The sequence below is a fragment of the Rhizobium mesoamericanum STM3625 genome (assembly GCF_000312665.1).
Taxonomy (GTDB): domain Bacteria; phylum Pseudomonadota; class Alphaproteobacteria; order Rhizobiales; family Rhizobiaceae; genus Rhizobium; species Rhizobium mesoamericanum.
Map to the genome: position 1 here is coordinate 696467 of NZ_HF536772.1, position 16144 is coordinate 712610.

Here is a 16144-nt window from a genome sequence, read left to right on the forward strand (position 1 = left end):
TTAGACCGCGCGCGCCGCCTTCAGCGCTTTGCCCCACCAAACAAGCTGATCGATTTGGTTCCTGGCCGCCTCGATGAGATGCGCGTAGTCGTTCAGGCTCTTTCCATCCTTGACGACGGAGAGATATTCCGGGAAGGAAATATGGACGCCGGTCTTTACCGAGACGGCGCTCATTTCAACGAAGATGAGCCGCAACTGCTCGACCGCGCGTGCGCCTCCGACGCCGCCATAGCCGACGAAGGCGACCGGCTTATGGACGAAATCGCCAAGGTCGATCGCATTCTTGAGGACTGCGGTCGGGGCATGGTTGTACTCGGCGGCCGTGAAGATGTAGCCGTCGAATTCGCGCAGCTTCTTCTTCCATCGCTCCGCCGTTTCGTTCTGGGCTTCAGTCGCGTTTGCCTGTCCGAAAAAGGACATCGGGTAGTGCAGGAGATCGAGGACTTCAACCTCGAGTTCCGGACGGCCTGCGGCAATCTCGGCGATCCATTTGGCCGGATGATCCGCAAAGCGTCCGGTACGCGTGCTCCCGACGATCACGGCAATCTTGAGCTTACTCATATCAATCCCTTTCGTAAAAAATAGACGGGGCGGCCCACATGCAGGCCGCCCCGTTTATCGTTCCAGTCTCCATCAGCCGGTATAACTGACCAACAGGTCCTTGGCATCGATTTGGTCGCCGGCCTTGACGAGCACTTCGGCGATTGCGCCATCCTTCTCCGCATGGATTGCTGTTTCCATCTTCATGGCCTCGATGGAAACAAGCACGTCGCCCGCATTGACCTGCTGGCCTGGCGCGACGAAGACACGGGAAATGACGCCTGGCATCGGCGCACCGACATGTGCGCCATTGCCCGGATCGGCCTTGCGGCGGGCGGCAGCACCGGTCGCACCGTGGGCGCGATCCGGAACCTTGATACGGCGCGGCTGGCCGTTGAGCTCGAAGAAGACAGTCACCATGCCCTGGCTGTCGGTCTGGCTCATCGCCTGGTTGACTACTACAAGCGTCTTACCCTTCTCGATGTCGGCAAACAGTTCCTCGCCATCGGCCAAGCCGTAGAAGTAAGCGGGCGTGGGCAGAACGGACACAGGGCCGTAGGTGTCGGAAGCCAGTGCAAAGTCGGTGAAGACCTTCGGATACATCAGGTAGGATGCGAATTCAAAGTCGCTAACCGCCCGTTCCAGCTTAGTCTCGATAACCTTGCGCTCGGCATCGAGATCGGCGTCGGCAAGCAGCGAACCCGGGCGGACCGTATAGGGCGCGTCGCCCTTCAGTGCCTTCTTCTGCAGCGCTTCCGGCCAGCCGGACGGCGGCTGGCCGAGATCGCCCTTGAGCATCGAAACCACTGATTCCGGGAAGGAGACTTCCTTATCGGCACTAACGACATCAGCAACCGTCAGGTCTTGGCTGACCATCATCAGCGCCATGTCGCCGACAACCTTCGAAGATGGCGTCACCTTGACGATATCGCCGAACATCTGGTTAGCGTCGGCATAGGCCTGCGCAACCGCATGCCAGCGCGTCTCGAGCCCCAGTGAACGGGCCTGTTCCTTAAGGTTGGTGAACTGGCCACCCGGCATTTCGTGCAGATAGACTTCCGACGCCGGCCCTTTGAGGTCGCTTTCGAAGGCCGCATACTGATGGCGCACCGCCTCCCAATAGAAGGAAATGCGGCGGATCCACTCCGGATCGAGGCCAGGATCGCGTTCGGACCCACGCAGCGCCTCGACAATCGAGCCGAGGCAGGGCTGCGACGTATTGCCAGAAAGCGCATCCATTGCCGCATCGACGGCGTCGACACCAGCATCAACGGCAGCAAGAACCGTAGCCGCTGCAATGCCGGACGTGTCGTGCGTGTGGAAGTGGATCGGCAGGCCGGTCGCGTCGCGCAACGCCTTGAACAGGACTTTGGCGGCAGCCGGCTTCAGGAGACCTGCCATATCCTTGAGCGCGATGATATGCGCGCCGGCCCTTTCAAGTTCAACGGCGAGGTCGGTGTAGTACTTCAGATCATATTTCGGGCGCGCGGAGTTCAGGATATCGCCAGTGTAGCAGATCGCAGCTTCACAGAGCTTGTTTTCTTCAGCCACCGCGTCCATCGAGACACGCATGTTCTCGACCCAGTTCAGACAGTCGAAGACGCGGAAGAGATCGATGCCGCCAGCGGCCGCCTGCCGGACGAAGTATTTGACGACGTTGTCAGGGTAGTTCTTGTAACCGACGCCGTTTGCGCCGCGCAGCAGCATCTGCAGAAGCAGGTTTGGTGCAGCCTCACGTACGAGCGCCAGACGTTCCCATGGATCTTCGGTCAGGAAGCGCATCGACACGTCAAAGGTCGCGCCGCCCCAGCATTCGAGCGACAGCAGGTTCGGCAGGGCATGCGCATAAGCGCCGGCGATGCGGGCGATGTCATAGGTGCGCATACGGGTCGCAAGCAGCGATTGATGGCCATCGCGCATCGTCGTGTCGGTCATCAGGATGCGCTTTTCATTCCGCATCCACTCGCCGAACTTCTTCGGGCCGAGCTTATCGAGGAGCTGTTTGGTGCCATCAGGAATGCCGTTGCCGTTGGTATAGGGCACGATCGGTTCCGCGATGCCAGCTGACGGCTTCGGCCGATCCTTGGCTTCCGGATGGCCGTTAACTGTAACATCCGCGAGGTAAGTCAGAAGCTTGGTTGCGCGGTCCTGTCGCTTGACCTGCTGGAAGAGCTCAGGCGTCGAGTCAATGAAGCGCGTGGTGTAGCTGTTATCCTTGAACTTCGGATGGCCGATGATCGCTTCCAGGAAGGTCAGGTTGGTGGCAACGCCGCGAATACGGAACTCACGCAGGGCCCGGTCCATGCGGGAGATCGCCTCCAGCGGGTTCGGCGCCCAGGCCGTCACCTTGACCAGCAATGGATCGTAATATCGGGTGATGATGGCGCCGGAATAGGAGGTGCCGCCATCGAGACGGATGCCGAAACCGGATGCCGAACGGTAAGCAGTGATGCGGCCATAATCCGGAATGAAGTTATGCTCCGGATCCTCGGTCGTGATGCGGCACTGCAATGCGTGGCCGTTGAGCCGAATGTCTTTCTGCTCGGGCACACTCGATTCCGGTGTACCGATCGCAAAACCGTCGAGGATGTGGATCTGTGCTTTGACGATGTCGATGCCGGTGACCACTTCGGTGACGGTATGTTCGACCTGGATGCGTGGATTGACTTCGATAAAGTAGAATTTGCCCGTGTCGGCATCCATCAAATACTCGACCGTGCCAGCACCGACATAGTTGGTCGCTTGTGCGATTTTCAGCGAATAGGCCGCCAGTTCCTGGCGCTGTGCCTCGGTCAGGTAGGGAGCCGGCGCACGCTCGACGACCTTTTGGTTGCGGCGCTGGATCGAGCAGTCGCGCTCGAAGAGATGAACGACGTTGCCATGCGTATCGCCGAGGATCTGGCTTTCTACGTGGCGCGCACGCTCAACGAGCTTTTCGAGATAGACCTCGTCCTTGCCGAAAGCGGCCATCGCCTCACGCTTGGCTTCCGTCACCTCGCGCGCAAGATCGCCTTCGGAGCGAATGACGCGCATGCCGCGTCCGCCGCCGCCCCAGGATGCCTTCAGCATGACGGGATAACCGATCGCTGCCGCCATCTTGGCGACCTCGGCCATATCATCCGGCAGCGGCTCCGTTGCCGGCACGACGGGGACCCCGACGGAGATTGCCAGGTTGCGGGCGGCGACCTTATTGCCGAGCTGGCGCATGGTGTCGGCCGTCGGACCGATAAAGATGATGCCGGCCTTGTTGCAGGCATCGACGAATTCCGGGCTTTCCGAAAGCAGGCCGTAGCCGGGATGGATCGCGTCGGCTCCCGAAAGCTTAGCAACGCGGATCACTTCGTCGATTGAAAGATAGCTCTCGATCGGGCCGAGATCGCGCGCAAGATGCGGACCGCGGCCAACCTGATAGCTCTCGTCGGCCTTAAACCTGTGCAGCGCCAACTTGTCTTCTTCCGCCCATATCGCGACCGTTTTTATCCCGAGCTCATTGGCCGCGCGAAACACGCGGATGGCAATTTCGGAACGGTTAGCAACAAGTATCTTGGAAATGGGCAATGCTGTCTCCTCACGGCATCGAAACGGGCAATGCTGCACCCGCGAAAAGAAGTCTTAACGTGGTGTCACGGAAAGTTCAATTTCTGGAAACGACCTAAAAAGGATTTCTAAGACTAGGTGATGAGCCCGTGCCGAAAGGCAACGGCAACCGCGTGCTGCCTGTTTTTTGCGTTCAGCTTGTCTTGCAGACCATTCATGTACCAGTCGACGGTATGGTTCGAAATCTTCAGGCGCTTGCCGATCTCCACGGAGGTCATTCCTTCGGCTAGGTATTGAAGTATTTCCATCTCGCGACGCGTCAAGCGCGTGTCGACGCCGGAAACTTCTTCGAGTTCCTGAGCCTCTTCCTTGAGTTCGAGGAGACGCCAGAAAGCCTTCCTGGCGACGGCATCAAATAGCGAGATTTCGACAGGGGAGAGATCCACGGGCCTTCCGCCTACAGTCATATTGCCAAGGATCCCGTTTCGACCGTGGATAGGAAAGATATAACCGTCCTTCAGGCCGTGACCGTGAGCGTCCGCCATCATTTGCTCCATGCGACGGTGATGGGGATCCTTGCGGAAGGCAGTCAGGCTGTCCTTCCAACGAAATGGCCTTTGCGCATATGCGAGATAGCGAACCGTCGGATCGGTCAGAACGTATTTCTTAGAAAGATAGATCTGCGGCCATTTTTCTGGCCAGTGCCCGGCAAACATAAGACTGATTGGGTCTTCCGTGGCTTTCAGATGTCGCAACAGGCCATAATACTGGAAGCCGTAGGAGTGGATGACCTGCGCCAGTTCACCAACGATTCCCTCCGGCTCGCGACACTCTTCAAGAATGACAAGCAATTGAATTAATGAATGAATACTCACAGTAATGCCCCTACCCCAATTGGGCTCCACGCGGAATGACCACCCCCATGGATGTGCCCGTTTGGGCGCCCATCGACGCAATTACAACGTCAATCTATGGTGTGCCAGTGCCGCCTCGCAGCGCAAGTGAAAATTGCGAAATTTGCGATACGCGCCAAAAAATTTCAGCCCGCCGCCTCGGGATGGATCGCTCGGACGGGCATTCGGATAAAAGAATCTTGCCACAACCAGCCGCCTGAACGCCCCGTTAATCGCTGGTTCAGGTATCTTTTTGTAGCGTTGCAACGTCCCATGTTTCGCAGATGCACAAGAGGTATCACCGTGTCGCTATTCAAGGTCTATGCTCGAGCTTTGCGCTATCTTGGCGCCTACAAGCTCCGCGTGTCCCTGGTCGTTATTGCGAACATCGTGCTTGCCGCGATCACGATCGCCGAACCGATTTTGTTCGGTCGCATCATTGATGCAATTTCAGGCAAGGGCGAAGTCAAACCCATCCTTTTCATGTGGGCCGGCTTTGCCGTTTTCAACACCATAGCGTTCGTTCTTGTCGCGCGTGAAGCCGACCGGCTGGCTCATGGCCGCCGCGCCGCGCTGCTGACGGAGGCGTTCGGGCGCATCATCTCGATGCCCCTGTCCTGGCATCATCAGCGCGGCACGTCGAATGCGCTGCATACGCTGTTGCGCGCCTGCGAGACGCTCTTCGGACTTTGGCTTGAGTTCATGCGCAACCACCTGGCGACCGCTGTAGCCATCGCGCTTCTGGTGCCGACTGCGATGTCGATGGACCTGCGTCTTTCGGGCGTGTTGGTTGTCCTTGGTGTCGCCTATTGGCTGATCGGTCGCCTCGTCATGAGCCGCACCAAGGATGGCCAGGCTTCGGTCGAGAACCACTACCACACGGTCTTTTCGCATGTCAGCGACTCGATCAGCAACGTATCGGTCCTTCACAGCTACAACCGCATTGAGGCGGAAACCAAGGCGCTGAAATCCTTTGCAGACCGCCTGCTTCAAGCTCAGTATCCGGTTCTCGACTGGTGGGCTCTGGCCGGCGCCATGAACCGCATGGCATCAACCATCGCCATGATGATCATCCTGGTGATCGGTACGTTGATGGTTCAGTCCGGCGAGCTTCGCATCGGGGATGTCATCGCCTTTATCGGCTTTGCGAACCTGCTGATTTCGCGTCTCGACCAGATGCGTCAATTCGCCACGCAGATTTTCGAGGCCCGCTCGAAGCTCGAGGATTTCTACTCGCTCGAAGACTCGGTCCGTGAACGGGAAGAACCAGCCGGCAATGCCGATATCGCCGACGTGCGGGGTGAGGTCGAATTCCGCAACGTGTCGTTCCGCTTCGGCAATACCGCCCAGGGCCTGCACAACGTGTCTTTCACCGCGAAGGCCGGCCAGACGGTTGCAATCGTCGGCCCGACCGGTTCGGGCAAGACCACGATGATCAATCTGCTGCAGCGCGTCTATGACCCGGATAGCGGCCAGATCCTGGTCGATGGTCACGATACGACGAAGATCACACGCAAGTCGCTTCGCCGATATATCGCAACCGTGTTCCAAGATGCCGGCCTGCTCAACCGCTCGATCAGCGACAACATTCGCCTCGGTCGGGAGGGCGCTTCGGATGAAGACATGCGTCGCGCAGCCGAAGCTGCTGCCGCAGCCGACTTCATCGAGACGCGCGAAGATCAGTACGACACCCACGTCGGCGAGCGTGGCAACAAGCTCTCGGGCGGTGAACGTCAGCGCGTTGCGATAGCCCGCGCCATCCTCAAGGATGCACCGATCCTGGTGCTGGACGAAGCCACGAGCGCGCTTGACGTCGAAACGGAAAACCGCGTTAAGGCCGCAATCGACAACCTGCGCCAAAACCGCACGACCTTCATTATTGCGCACCGCCTTTCGACGGTTCGTGAAGCAGACAAGGTCCTGTTTTTGGATGGCGGCCGTGTCGTTGAAGAAGGCAGCTTCGAAGAACTCAGCCAGAGCAACGGTCGCTTCGCTGCGTTGCTGCGTGCAAGCGGCATCCTGACGGATGAGGAAGTTCGCAAGGCACACACGACGGAAGCCGCCTGACAGGAAGAAGGCAAGTCGATTGGCCAAAGCCGGATGGTTCTGCCATCCGGCTTTTTTCTTGCCACCGCCGATCATTCCCAAATAATAGAAACGACACTGCGGAAGGAGGTCGGAAGCAAGTCAGACGAACTGTCGCCAATCTTCACTACCAGGTCCGGCCCACGCAAGCGCATTCTATTGGGATATTTCGGGGTTGGATCTCCTGATGGATCACGGCCGGATCGCAACTTACGCCTCGAGCCATCAGAAGTCGTCCACGTCAGCTTCGCAAGGGAAAGGGCGCCGGAGCGCCGGTTTCAAGCCTGTCGATCGAGGTCGATGGTGTCGATGAGGCGCAGCCATGTGCACCGCAGGTTTCGAAATTTGCTACGGCCCGACTGGCGAGCCGTGGAGCGTACGCCGCTTTTATGTTCGCGACCCCTTGGGAATGCTGGTGAATAGCCTTTCCCACAAGGCATGAATCTCCCCGCATCGCTGCAAGCCAGCAACCGTTTCTTGCCTCCACGATCTGCGCGACGGCGTTAGACTAAAGTCATAATCCCAAAGCCGCTCTCTTTAAGGGGGACCTTTTCTGTCACACTCTCGTCAGGCAGACCGCGACCTGAGGTATGCTTTGAGGAGAGTATGGTCGCGCGCCGCGTTTCACATCGTTCTGTGGAGGACAGAAAATGGCAAATATCGCAAGCGTCGACGGCCCTAAGGCGGGCCCGATGACGAGCGAGGAAAAGAAGGTTATCTTCGCCTCGTCACTGGGAACCGTTTTCGAATGGTACGACTTCTATCTTTACGGTTCGCTCGCCACCTATATCGGCGCGACCTATTTCACACAGTATCCGGAAGCAACACGAAACATCTTCACGCTGTTGGCCTTTGCCGCGGGCTTCCTCGTACGCCCGTTCGGCGCGCTCGTCTTCGGCCGCCTCGGCGACCTGGTCGGCCGCAAGTATACGTTTCTGGTGACGATCCTCATCATGGGCCTCTCGACGTTCCTAGTCGGCGTTCTCCCCGGTGCGGCAACAATTGGCATCGCTGCGCCGATCATCCTCATCGGACTGCGTCTTCTCCAGGGTCTCGCGCTCGGCGGTGAATATGGTGGTGCGGCCACGTATGTTGCCGAGCATGCGCCGCACGGACGGCGTGGCTACTTCACGTCATGGATCCAAACGACGGCAACGCTCGGCCTCTTCCTGTCGCTTCTTGTTATCGTCGGCGTCCAGTTCCTGATGGGCAAGGAAGCTTTTGCGGCTTGGGGCTGGCGCATTCCGTTCCTCGTGTCAGTCGTGCTCCTCGGTATTTCCGTCTGGATTCGTCTGAAGATGAACGAATCTCCGGCATTCCAGCGCATGAAGGCCGAAGGAAAGGGGTCCAAGGCACCGCTGACGGAAGCTTTCGGGCAATGGAAGAATGCCAAGATCGCACTGATCGCGCTTCTCGGCGCTACGATGGGTCAGGCGGTTGTCTGGTACGGCGGCCAATTCTATGCGTTGTTCTTCCTGCAGAACGTGCTCAAGGTTGACCTGCAGGCTGCAAACATCATGGTCGCCATCGCACTCTTCCTTGGAACGCCTTTCTTCGTCGTCTTCGGCGCCCTGTCGGACAAGATTGGCCGCAAGCCAATCCTCATGGCCGGTCTCTTGATTGCCGCCGTCACCTACACACCGCTGTTCAAGGCAATGACCTGGACTGCCAATCCAGCGCTTGCCGAAGCCCAGGCCTCGGTCCGAGCAACCGTGACGGCCGACCCGGCTGACTGCAAATTCCAGTTCAACCCGACAGGAACCTCGAAATTCACCAGCTCTTGCGATGTAGCAACGGCCTTTCTAACCAAGAACTCGGTCCCTTACGATGTTGTGCCTGGCCCGGCAGGACAGCCCGCAACAGTCAAGGTCAATGACGAGACAATCACCAGCTTCGATGCCGTCGCAGCCGGCGATAAGGCAAAGGCAATGACCGGCGCTTTCGAAAAGAGCGTCAATATCGCCCTGCATGATGCTGGTTATCCGCTTAAACGGGGCGCCATCAAAGTTCCGGATGCAAAGCTGGACGCCTTTATCGCGGCCAACCCGGAACTTGCTCTCAATGCCGATGCAGTACGCGCCGGCGAGAAGCAAATGATTCCGGCTGACAAGCTTGTCGCCGACAAGCTTCTAAGCGCTGACGAAGCCAAGGGCGCCACCGAGATGGCGGTCTACAACATCGCCAATGGCGGCAGCTTTGCGATGACGGCTGACCCGGCGCGCGTAAATTGGATCGGCACGATCGCCATTCTGTTCGTGCTCGTTCTCTATGTAACGATGGTCTACGGCCCCATCGCCGCGCTGCTGGTCGAACTCTTCCCGACCCGCATCCGCTACACCGGCATGTCGCTGCCTTACCATATCGGCAACGGTTGGTTCGGTGGCCTGCTGCCGGCAACGGCCTTCGCAATGAGTGCCGCTACCGGAGATATCTACTTCGGCCTCTGGTATCCGATCGTCTTCGCGGCGATCACGCTTGTCATCGGTCTGATCTTCCTGCCGGAAACCAAGGACCGCGATATCCACGCGATGGATTGATACGAGGGAGCTGCAAACACGATGCCGGCGCTCACAAGGCGCCGGTTTCCATATAGGCCTCAGAGAAGGCGGCCTAGCCGCGGTCTCGGCCAGCCGCCATCGCGATCGATGGTGAAGACCAGGCCGACGCGCACGAACAGGACGGAGGTGGCAAATGCAACCCAGGCACCCAGCGCAAGGCCGGCCACAACGTCGCTTGGATAATGCACGCCAATGATGATGCGTGTGGCGCCAAGCCAGAGCCCTATACCGATGAAACCAAGGCGAAACCGCGGGAAGAGAAGCGCGAGCGCCACGAACAGCGCACCAATGTTAGCTGAATGTCCGGAAGGAAAGCTCTGGTGCATGAAATCCATGTTGAGGGGTGCGAAGCTGAAGATGCCCTCCTGATCATAGATCAAGGGTCGCGCCCGGCCGATCGCGTACTTCAGGATGTTGGCGGCGATGCTGGTGAACAACACGGTCAGGGCGACATAGGCTGTCATCTGCCCGAAATAGACCACGCGAAACCGTCTGCGAGCCTTCCAGAGCCGACGTCGGACCAGATAGCTCATAGCGAGGATTGTAGACAGACCGGCAAGAATCCAGGCAAGCCTGCCGACATCGGTAACATCGCCGGCGATCGAGACCAGCGGTGGCGCCAAATCCTTGGCTGCCAAGCCGAGCGGGCGATCGAAGACGAAGAAGGCGATGGCAATGGCATTAACCGCCGAAAATGCAAAACCCTTCCAGGGAACCCGTCGATGGACCGTTCGCCGTGCCTCGTAGCGCTTTCGCAGATAACTCCAAAAATCTAGCTTACGGTCGACTTTATCTCGCATCCGCTTCGCTCTTTCCTCAATGCAGAAGGGAGATAGGAGCGGTGACAACTGCCTTCAAGCAAAGGCCTCCCGCATCGATCGATGCGAGAGGCCCAAAGCATGTTTCACGTGAAATATCAGGCAGAAAGCGCTTTGAACTCCGCGAGGATCGCATCGCCCATGTCAGTGGTTCCAACCTTTGTGCAGCCTTCGGCCATGATGTCCCCGGTGCGAATGCCCTTGTCCAGCACGTTGGCGATCGCTTTCTCGAGGTTGTCGGCTTCCTTCACGAGGTTGAAGGAATAACGCAGGCACATAGCGAACGAAGCGATCATCGCGATCGGATTGGCAATGCCCTTGCCGGCAATATCGGGTGCAGAACCGTGCACCGGCTCGTAGAGTGCCTTGCGCTTGCCGGTTTTGGGGTCCGGGGCGCCGAGCGAAGCGGACGGCAGCATGCCGAGCGAACCGGTCAGCATGGCGGCAACGTCGGACAGCATGTCTCCGAAGAGGTTGTCCGTAACAATGACGTCGAACTGCTTGGGCTGGCGCACGAGCTGCATGCCGCCGGCATCGGCCAGCATATGCTCGAGTTGGACGTCGGAATACTTGGCTTTGTGCGTTTCGGTCACGACCTGGTTCCAGAGCACGCCCGACTTCATGACGTTGCGCTTTTCCATCGAGCAGACGCGGTTCTGGCGAGTACGTGCCATTTCGAAGGCAACACCGGCGATACGCTCGATCTCATAGGTATCATAGACCTGCGTATCGATGCCGCGCTTCTGGCCGTTGCCGAGGTCGATAATCTCTTTCGGCTCGCCGAAATAGACGCCGCCGGTCAGCTCGCGGATGATGAGGATGTCGAGACCTTCGACCAGCTCCGGCTTCAACGACGAAGCCGACGCGAGCGCTGGATAGCAGATGGCCGGACGCAGGTTTGCAAACAGCTGCAGGTCCTTGCGCAGGCGCAGAAGGCCGGCCTCCGGGCGGACCTCGTAGGGGACGCTATCCCACTTTGGACCGCCGACGGCGCCGAAGAGAACGGCATCGGCAGCAAGCGCCTTTTGCATGTCGCCTTCAGAAATCGCGGCACCATGTGCGTCATAGGCGCTGCCGCCGACCAGGCCTTCGTCAGTGACAAACCCGGCATTCATCACCTCGTTCATATAGGCAATGATCTTTCGGACCTCCCCCATGGCTTCTGGGCCGATGCCGTCGCCCGGCAACAGGAAAAGATTGCGCGCTGTCATGAAACCCTCCGCGGAAAAACAAGTTGCGGCTTATTAGCCCCGCAAAAACGGCATTTCAAGCGAGCGGGAGGCTGTTTCGGTACGGTTGCGGAATTACTGTGAGATCGCGCGTTGACCGATCAACGCAAGCGGGTCCACAAGGAAAGCGTCGCCAAGCTCATGGGATACCACCATGCCATCTGCACCGCTTCACCTCGACACCCCGCTTTTCCGAACGTCCGCCGATTACAGCGCGAGCAACAAGCCGCTTTGGCTGAAACTCGATGCGCTGCAGCCCTCAGGAAGCTTCAAGCTTCGCGGCGTCGGCAGGCTTTGTCAGCATGAAATCGAAAATGGTGCCCAGGAGATTTTCTGCGCTTCCGGCGGTAACGCCGGGATCGCTGCAGCCTATGCCGGACGGGCGCTCGGCATTCCAGTCACGATCGTCGTGCCCGCGACGACGTCGGCGGAGGTGCGCCAATCGATCGAGGCAACCGGCGCTGCGGTTATAGTCCACGGAACGGTGTTCGATGAAGCCAACGCTTTCGCGATCGAGCAAGCGAAGGCCAGCAACGCCGCTTATGTGCACCCGTTCGACCATCCGCTTCTGTGGAAAGGGCATGGCACATTAATCGATGAGGTTGTCGGCAAAGATGCCGACTTCGATTGCGTCATCACGAGCGTCGGCGGCGGCGGCTTGCTTGCGGGTATTGTTGCCGGCCTTCAGCGAAACGGCTTGTCCGATGTGCCCGTCATTGCCTCCGAGACCGAAGGGGCTGCGTCCCTCCATGCCAGTCTTGCCGCAGGAGAGCGCATCGCCTTGCCGGGTATCAGTTCCATCGCCAGCTCGCTTGGCGCGCGCCAGGTAGCCCAGCACGTCTTCGACCTGCCAAAGCACCACCCGATCGAGAGCGTGACAGTCACCGACGCACAGGCAGTCGCCGCCTGCCTGAAGTTCGCCGATGCCTATCGTATTCTGGTCGAACCCGCCTGCGGAGCCGCACTCGCGGTCGCCGACGTGCATCCCGATATCCTTGCCCGTTTTAAGAATCCGCTGATCGAGGTCTGCGGCGGCATCGGTGTTTCCCTGGAGAAGCTGAAGGCCTGGAAAGAACGGCTGCTGTGAGCTACCAAAGAAAAAGCCGGGCGAAAACCCGGCTTTGACTAGATGCTGTGTTTTGTCAGACTTACGCAGCCCATGGGCGCGATGCCGCATTCTTGGCTTCGAAGCTGTCGATCGCGTCGCCCTTTTCGAGTGTCAGGCCGATATCGTCGAGGCCGTTCAGCAGGCAGTGACGCTTGAACTCGTCGAGATCGAACTTGATCGAACCGCCGTCCGGACCGGTGATTTCGAGGTTTTCCAGATCAACCGTCAGGATGGCGTTCGAGCCGCGAGAGGCGTCGTCCATCAGCATGTCGAGGTTTTCCTGGCTGACCTTGATCGGCAGAATGCCGTTTTTGAAACAATTGTTGTAGAAGATGTCGGCGAAGCTGGTCGAGATGACGCAACGGATGCCGAAATCGAGGAGCGCCCAGGGCGCATGCTCGCGCGAGGAGCCGCAACCGAAGTTGTCGCCGGCAACGAGGATCTTCGCATTCTGATAGGCCGGCTTGTTCAGAACGAAATCCGGGTTCGGCGAGCCGTCTTCATTGTAACGAGCTTCGGCGAAAAGACCCTTGCCAAGACCAGTACGCTTGATCGTCTTCAGGTAGTCCTTCGGGATGATCATGTCAGTATCGATGTTGACGACCGGCAGAGGGGCTGCGACGCCCGTCAGCTTTACGAATTTGTCCATGGCCTGGCTCCAATATCAGCAGACGTAGTTTTGTTGATCAGCGTTTAGTCCAGATTGCCGGCGAAATGAAGGAAAATTTATACCGTGGAGCGGCTGCGCGCGGATTCGACGCGCAACCGGCCATGATCGCCTGAGATCAGTTTGCATTAGCGGGCGCATTCATCGCCCAAAGTACACCGAACGGGTCGCGTAGCTGGCCGTATCGATCGCCCCAGAACATCAGCTGAACCGGCATGATCACCTCTGCACCAGCGGCAACGGCACGACCCCACCAGAAATCGATGTCATCTATAATGAGCTGAAGCGTGAAGCCCTGAGGCTTTTCGAAGGAATGACCATGCTCGGGGTAGGCATCGCATAACATCAGCGAGCTTCCGTTGATGTAGAGGTGGACATGCATCGTCCGCCCGTTTTCGTCAGGAGGGACGACAAACGCCTCCTCCGCACCGAACGCACGCTCGTAGAATTCCGCTGCCTTCAACGCACCATCGACGGTGACATAAGGCAGCAAACCATTCTTGACCGGCGGCATCGTTGTCATGCCTGTTTCCGTTGCGGTATCCATACTGTCCTCCATTGTTTGATTGGTTCGGGCGGAAGCCCTGCCTTTCAAAGACGCAGGAAGATCAGTCGAGCCGACAGCGAAGCCCAAATTTTCCTGAAGTGACCCGACGGTCAGAGGTCGATGATCGTGCCGCGCCCATCATTCCAGATACGCATGTTCTCGCTAGAATGAGATTTGGTCTTGGCGGTGGTGCGGATTGGCGCCGGTTTCATCTTCAACGAAAGCGCACGTCCAACCATAAGCACCGTTAGAATACCGCCAACTGCGAGCGTCACGGAGAAAGTGATGAACGCCAGGGCAACGAAGGCAGTGATGCCCGCGAGCAGGAGGAAGACGGAACGAATACTTTGCATGGTTTTAGACCTTTCTTCGGAAAGGAATGTGGTCCTTCATTTCTTTCTCTGCAAGGTGAGCATGGCTTTTTGTTGTCTTGCCACCTGTCACAAAGCTTGGCACATATTTGTGATGACCCGAAATTTCCCGACTCGCTCCTTGAGCCTGCGCCGTTCGGTCCTGAGCGTTCCGGCCATCAATGTGCGCGCATTGGAAAAGACCCATGCGCTCGATTGTGACGCCGTCATCTTCGATCTCGAGGACTCCGTGGCACCTGAGCGAAAGGCGGAAGCCCGCAAGAATCTGAAGTCCTTTTTTTCGGGCACTCCGCTTGTGAACAAGGAGCGGATCATCCGCATCAATGCGCTCGATTCCACCTTCGACAATGCGGACATGGAATTGGTCCTGGCACTGGAGCCGGATGCCGTGCTCTTGCCGAAAGTGGACGAGCCTCAGGATGTGATGTCCATCAGCGACCGACTTACTGATGCCGACGCACCCGAAAGCCTCCGGATCTGGGCGATGATAGAGACGCCCCGCGGCATTCTGAACGCGGCTGCGATTGCCGAAGCCGGTCGCACGCCGGGCTCAAGACTTGATTGTTTTGTCGTCGGCCTCAACGACCTGCGCAAGGAGACCGGTGTCCTGCCGCAGCCGGGCCGCACCTATCTCGTGCCCTGGCTGATGCAGGTCGTTCTGGCCGTCCGTGCCTATGGCCTCGACGCGATCGACAGCGTCTTCAACGACTTCAAGGATGCCGATGCCTTTGATGCCGAATGCGCGCATGCCCGTGCCATGGGCTTCGACGGCAAGATGCTAATACATCCCGCTCAAATCGAAGCCGCCAATCTCCATTTCGGCCCCGATGAGGCGGCAATTGCCGAGGCGGAGGCAATCATCGCCGCCTTTGCCGACCCTGCTGCCGATGGCCTGAACGTCATCAATGCCAATGGTCGGATGATCGAGCGCCTACACCTTGTCCAGGCGGAAAGTCTGGTTCATAAAGCCCGCCTGATTGCAGAACGCCAAACGGCGAAGTGAAAGACGACTTTAGATGAAGCTTTATCGCCTTCTGACCGGCCAGGATGATGCCGCTTTCTGTCACCGCGTGACCGACGCTCTCAACAAGGGTTGGTCGCTGAGCGGCTCGCCGTCACTGACCTTCAACGCCCAGACCGGCCAGGTGATCGCCGCTCAGGCGATCGTCAAGGAAGTCGAAGGCAAGGACTACCATCCGGACTTGAAGCTGTCCGAACAGTAAGCGCGACCTTAGCGTTCGGCCGCTTCTTCGGCGCTCGCTTCGATCCGTTCCATGTCGTCGTCGCTGAGACCAAAATGGTGGCCGATCTCGTGAATGAGAACGTGGGTGATGATATCGCCTAGCGTCTCATCGTTCTCGGCCCAGTAATCGAGGATCGGCCGACGATAGAGGCGGATGCGGTTCGGCAGTTCGCCGGTCTCCATCGTGAAACGCTCCGAGATGCCACGGCCTTCAAAGAGGCCGAGAAGGTCGAACGGCGTTTCGAGCGCCATATCCTCGAACACCTCGTCATCAGGGAAATCTTCGATCTCGATCGTCAGATTGGTGGTCAGCGAGCGAAATTCCTCCGGCAGGTGGCTGTACGCCTCCATTGCTAACGACTCGAAGGTGCTGATCGTCGGCGCGTGACGATCCTGCCAATCCTCGCTCTGGTCTATGCGGGCCATGAACATTCCTTCCTTTGCGGCCCATATAGAACCTTTGCGCACGATTTTCGAGAGCGGAATCAAGGGCAGGACTAAATCCATATCAAATGCCTGTTGACTCTTTCGCCTACCTCTGGAATCCA

At 58.4% G+C, this 16144-nt stretch carries 14 protein-coding genes and 1 pseudogene; 6 read left to right on the forward strand and 9 right to left on the reverse strand.

Annotated features, from left to right (window positions below):
- The 3 genes from BN77_RS03435 to BN77_RS03445 form a co-directional block, all read right to left on the reverse strand.
- Complete coding sequence (locus BN77_RS03435) at positions 1–561, reverse strand: NADPH-dependent FMN reductase (protein WP_007528472.1); 561 nt, start codon at positions 559–561, stop codon at positions 1–3.
- Positions 562–633: 72 nt separating this feature from the next.
- Positions 634–4098 carry a pyruvate carboxylase gene (gene pyc / locus BN77_RS03440; RefSeq protein WP_007528474.1) on the reverse strand — a complete coding sequence of 1155 codons (3465 nt, stop codon included), beginning with the start codon at positions 4096–4098 and terminating at the stop codon, positions 634–636.
- 113 nt (positions 4099–4211) lie between these two features.
- Positions 4212–4952: a helix-turn-helix transcriptional regulator gene (locus BN77_RS03445; RefSeq protein ID WP_007528477.1), complete on the reverse strand. Its 741-nt coding sequence runs from the start codon at positions 4950–4952 to the stop codon at positions 4212–4214.
- A gap of 321 nt (positions 4953–5273) precedes the next feature.
- Between BN77_RS03445 and BN77_RS03450 the strand changes: the two genes are divergently transcribed.
- From BN77_RS03450 to BN77_RS03455, 3 genes and pseudogenes are all read left to right on the forward strand, one after another.
- The gene (locus BN77_RS03450; protein ID WP_007528479.1) at positions 5274–7037 is read left to right on the forward strand and encodes a glucan ABC transporter ATP-binding protein/ permease; all 1764 of its coding nucleotides are present in this window, start codon (positions 5274–5276) and stop codon (positions 7035–7037) included.
- Positions 7038–7330: 293 nt separating this feature from the next.
- A pseudogene (locus BN77_RS35795) lies at positions 7331–7497 on the forward strand (VOC family protein); the annotation flags it as partial.
- Between the two features lie 208 nt (positions 7498–7705).
- Positions 7706–9592, forward strand: coding sequence for an MFS transporter (locus tag BN77_RS03455; RefSeq protein WP_007528481.1), 1887 nt, complete (start codon positions 7706–7708; stop codon positions 9590–9592).
- A 59-nt stretch (positions 9593–9651) separates the two neighbouring features.
- Here BN77_RS03455 and BN77_RS03460 read toward each other — a convergent pair whose 3' ends face one another.
- Both BN77_RS03460 and leuB read right to left on the reverse strand, forming a co-directional pair.
- Entirely contained in the window at positions 9652–10413 is a 762-nt protein-coding gene (locus BN77_RS03460) for a phosphatase PAP2 family protein (RefSeq protein ID WP_007528483.1), read from the reverse strand.
- A gap of 116 nt (positions 10414–10529) precedes the next feature.
- Positions 10530–11642, reverse strand: coding sequence for a 3-isopropylmalate dehydrogenase (gene leuB / locus BN77_RS03465; protein WP_007528485.1), 1113 nt, complete (start codon positions 11640–11642; stop codon positions 10530–10532).
- 172 nt (positions 11643–11814) lie between these two features.
- On the opposite strand from leuB, the gene BN77_RS03470 reads away from it, so the two are divergent.
- The gene (locus BN77_RS03470) at positions 11815–12747 is read left to right on the forward strand and encodes a pyridoxal-phosphate dependent enzyme (RefSeq protein ID WP_007528487.1); all 933 of its coding nucleotides are present in this window, start codon (positions 11815–11817) and stop codon (positions 12745–12747) included.
- Positions 12748–12808: 61 nt separating this feature from the next.
- Here BN77_RS03470 and leuD read toward each other — a convergent pair whose 3' ends face one another.
- The 3 genes from leuD to BN77_RS03485 form a co-directional block, all read right to left on the reverse strand.
- A complete protein-coding gene (gene leuD / locus BN77_RS03475) occupies positions 12809–13417 on the reverse strand; it encodes a 3-isopropylmalate dehydratase small subunit (RefSeq protein ID WP_007528489.1) in 609 nt (202 codons plus the stop codon).
- Positions 13418–13553: 136 nt separating this feature from the next.
- A complete protein-coding gene (locus tag BN77_RS03480; protein WP_007528491.1) occupies positions 13554–13982 on the reverse strand; it encodes a VOC family protein in 429 nt (142 codons plus the stop codon).
- Between the two features lie 110 nt (positions 13983–14092).
- Positions 14093–14335 carry a hypothetical protein gene (locus tag BN77_RS03485; protein ID WP_007528493.1) on the reverse strand — a complete coding sequence of 81 codons (243 nt, stop codon included), beginning with the start codon at positions 14333–14335 and terminating at the stop codon, positions 14093–14095.
- Between the two features lie 112 nt (positions 14336–14447).
- On the opposite strand from BN77_RS03485, the gene BN77_RS03490 reads away from it, so the two are divergent.
- Positions 14448–15356: an HpcH/HpaI aldolase/citrate lyase family protein gene (locus BN77_RS03490; RefSeq protein ID WP_007528495.1), complete on the forward strand. Its 909-nt coding sequence runs from the start codon at positions 14448–14450 to the stop codon at positions 15354–15356.
- Between the two features lie 13 nt (positions 15357–15369).
- The gene (locus BN77_RS03495; protein ID WP_007528498.1) at positions 15370–15576 is read left to right on the forward strand and encodes a DUF1737 domain-containing protein; all 207 of its coding nucleotides are present in this window, start codon (positions 15370–15372) and stop codon (positions 15574–15576) included.
- 8 nt (positions 15577–15584) lie between these two features.
- Here BN77_RS03495 and BN77_RS03500 read toward each other — a convergent pair whose 3' ends face one another.
- A complete protein-coding gene (locus BN77_RS03500) occupies positions 15585–16022 on the reverse strand; it encodes a metallopeptidase family protein (RefSeq protein ID WP_007528500.1) in 438 nt (145 codons plus the stop codon).
- Positions 16023–16144 lie beyond the last annotated feature (122 nt).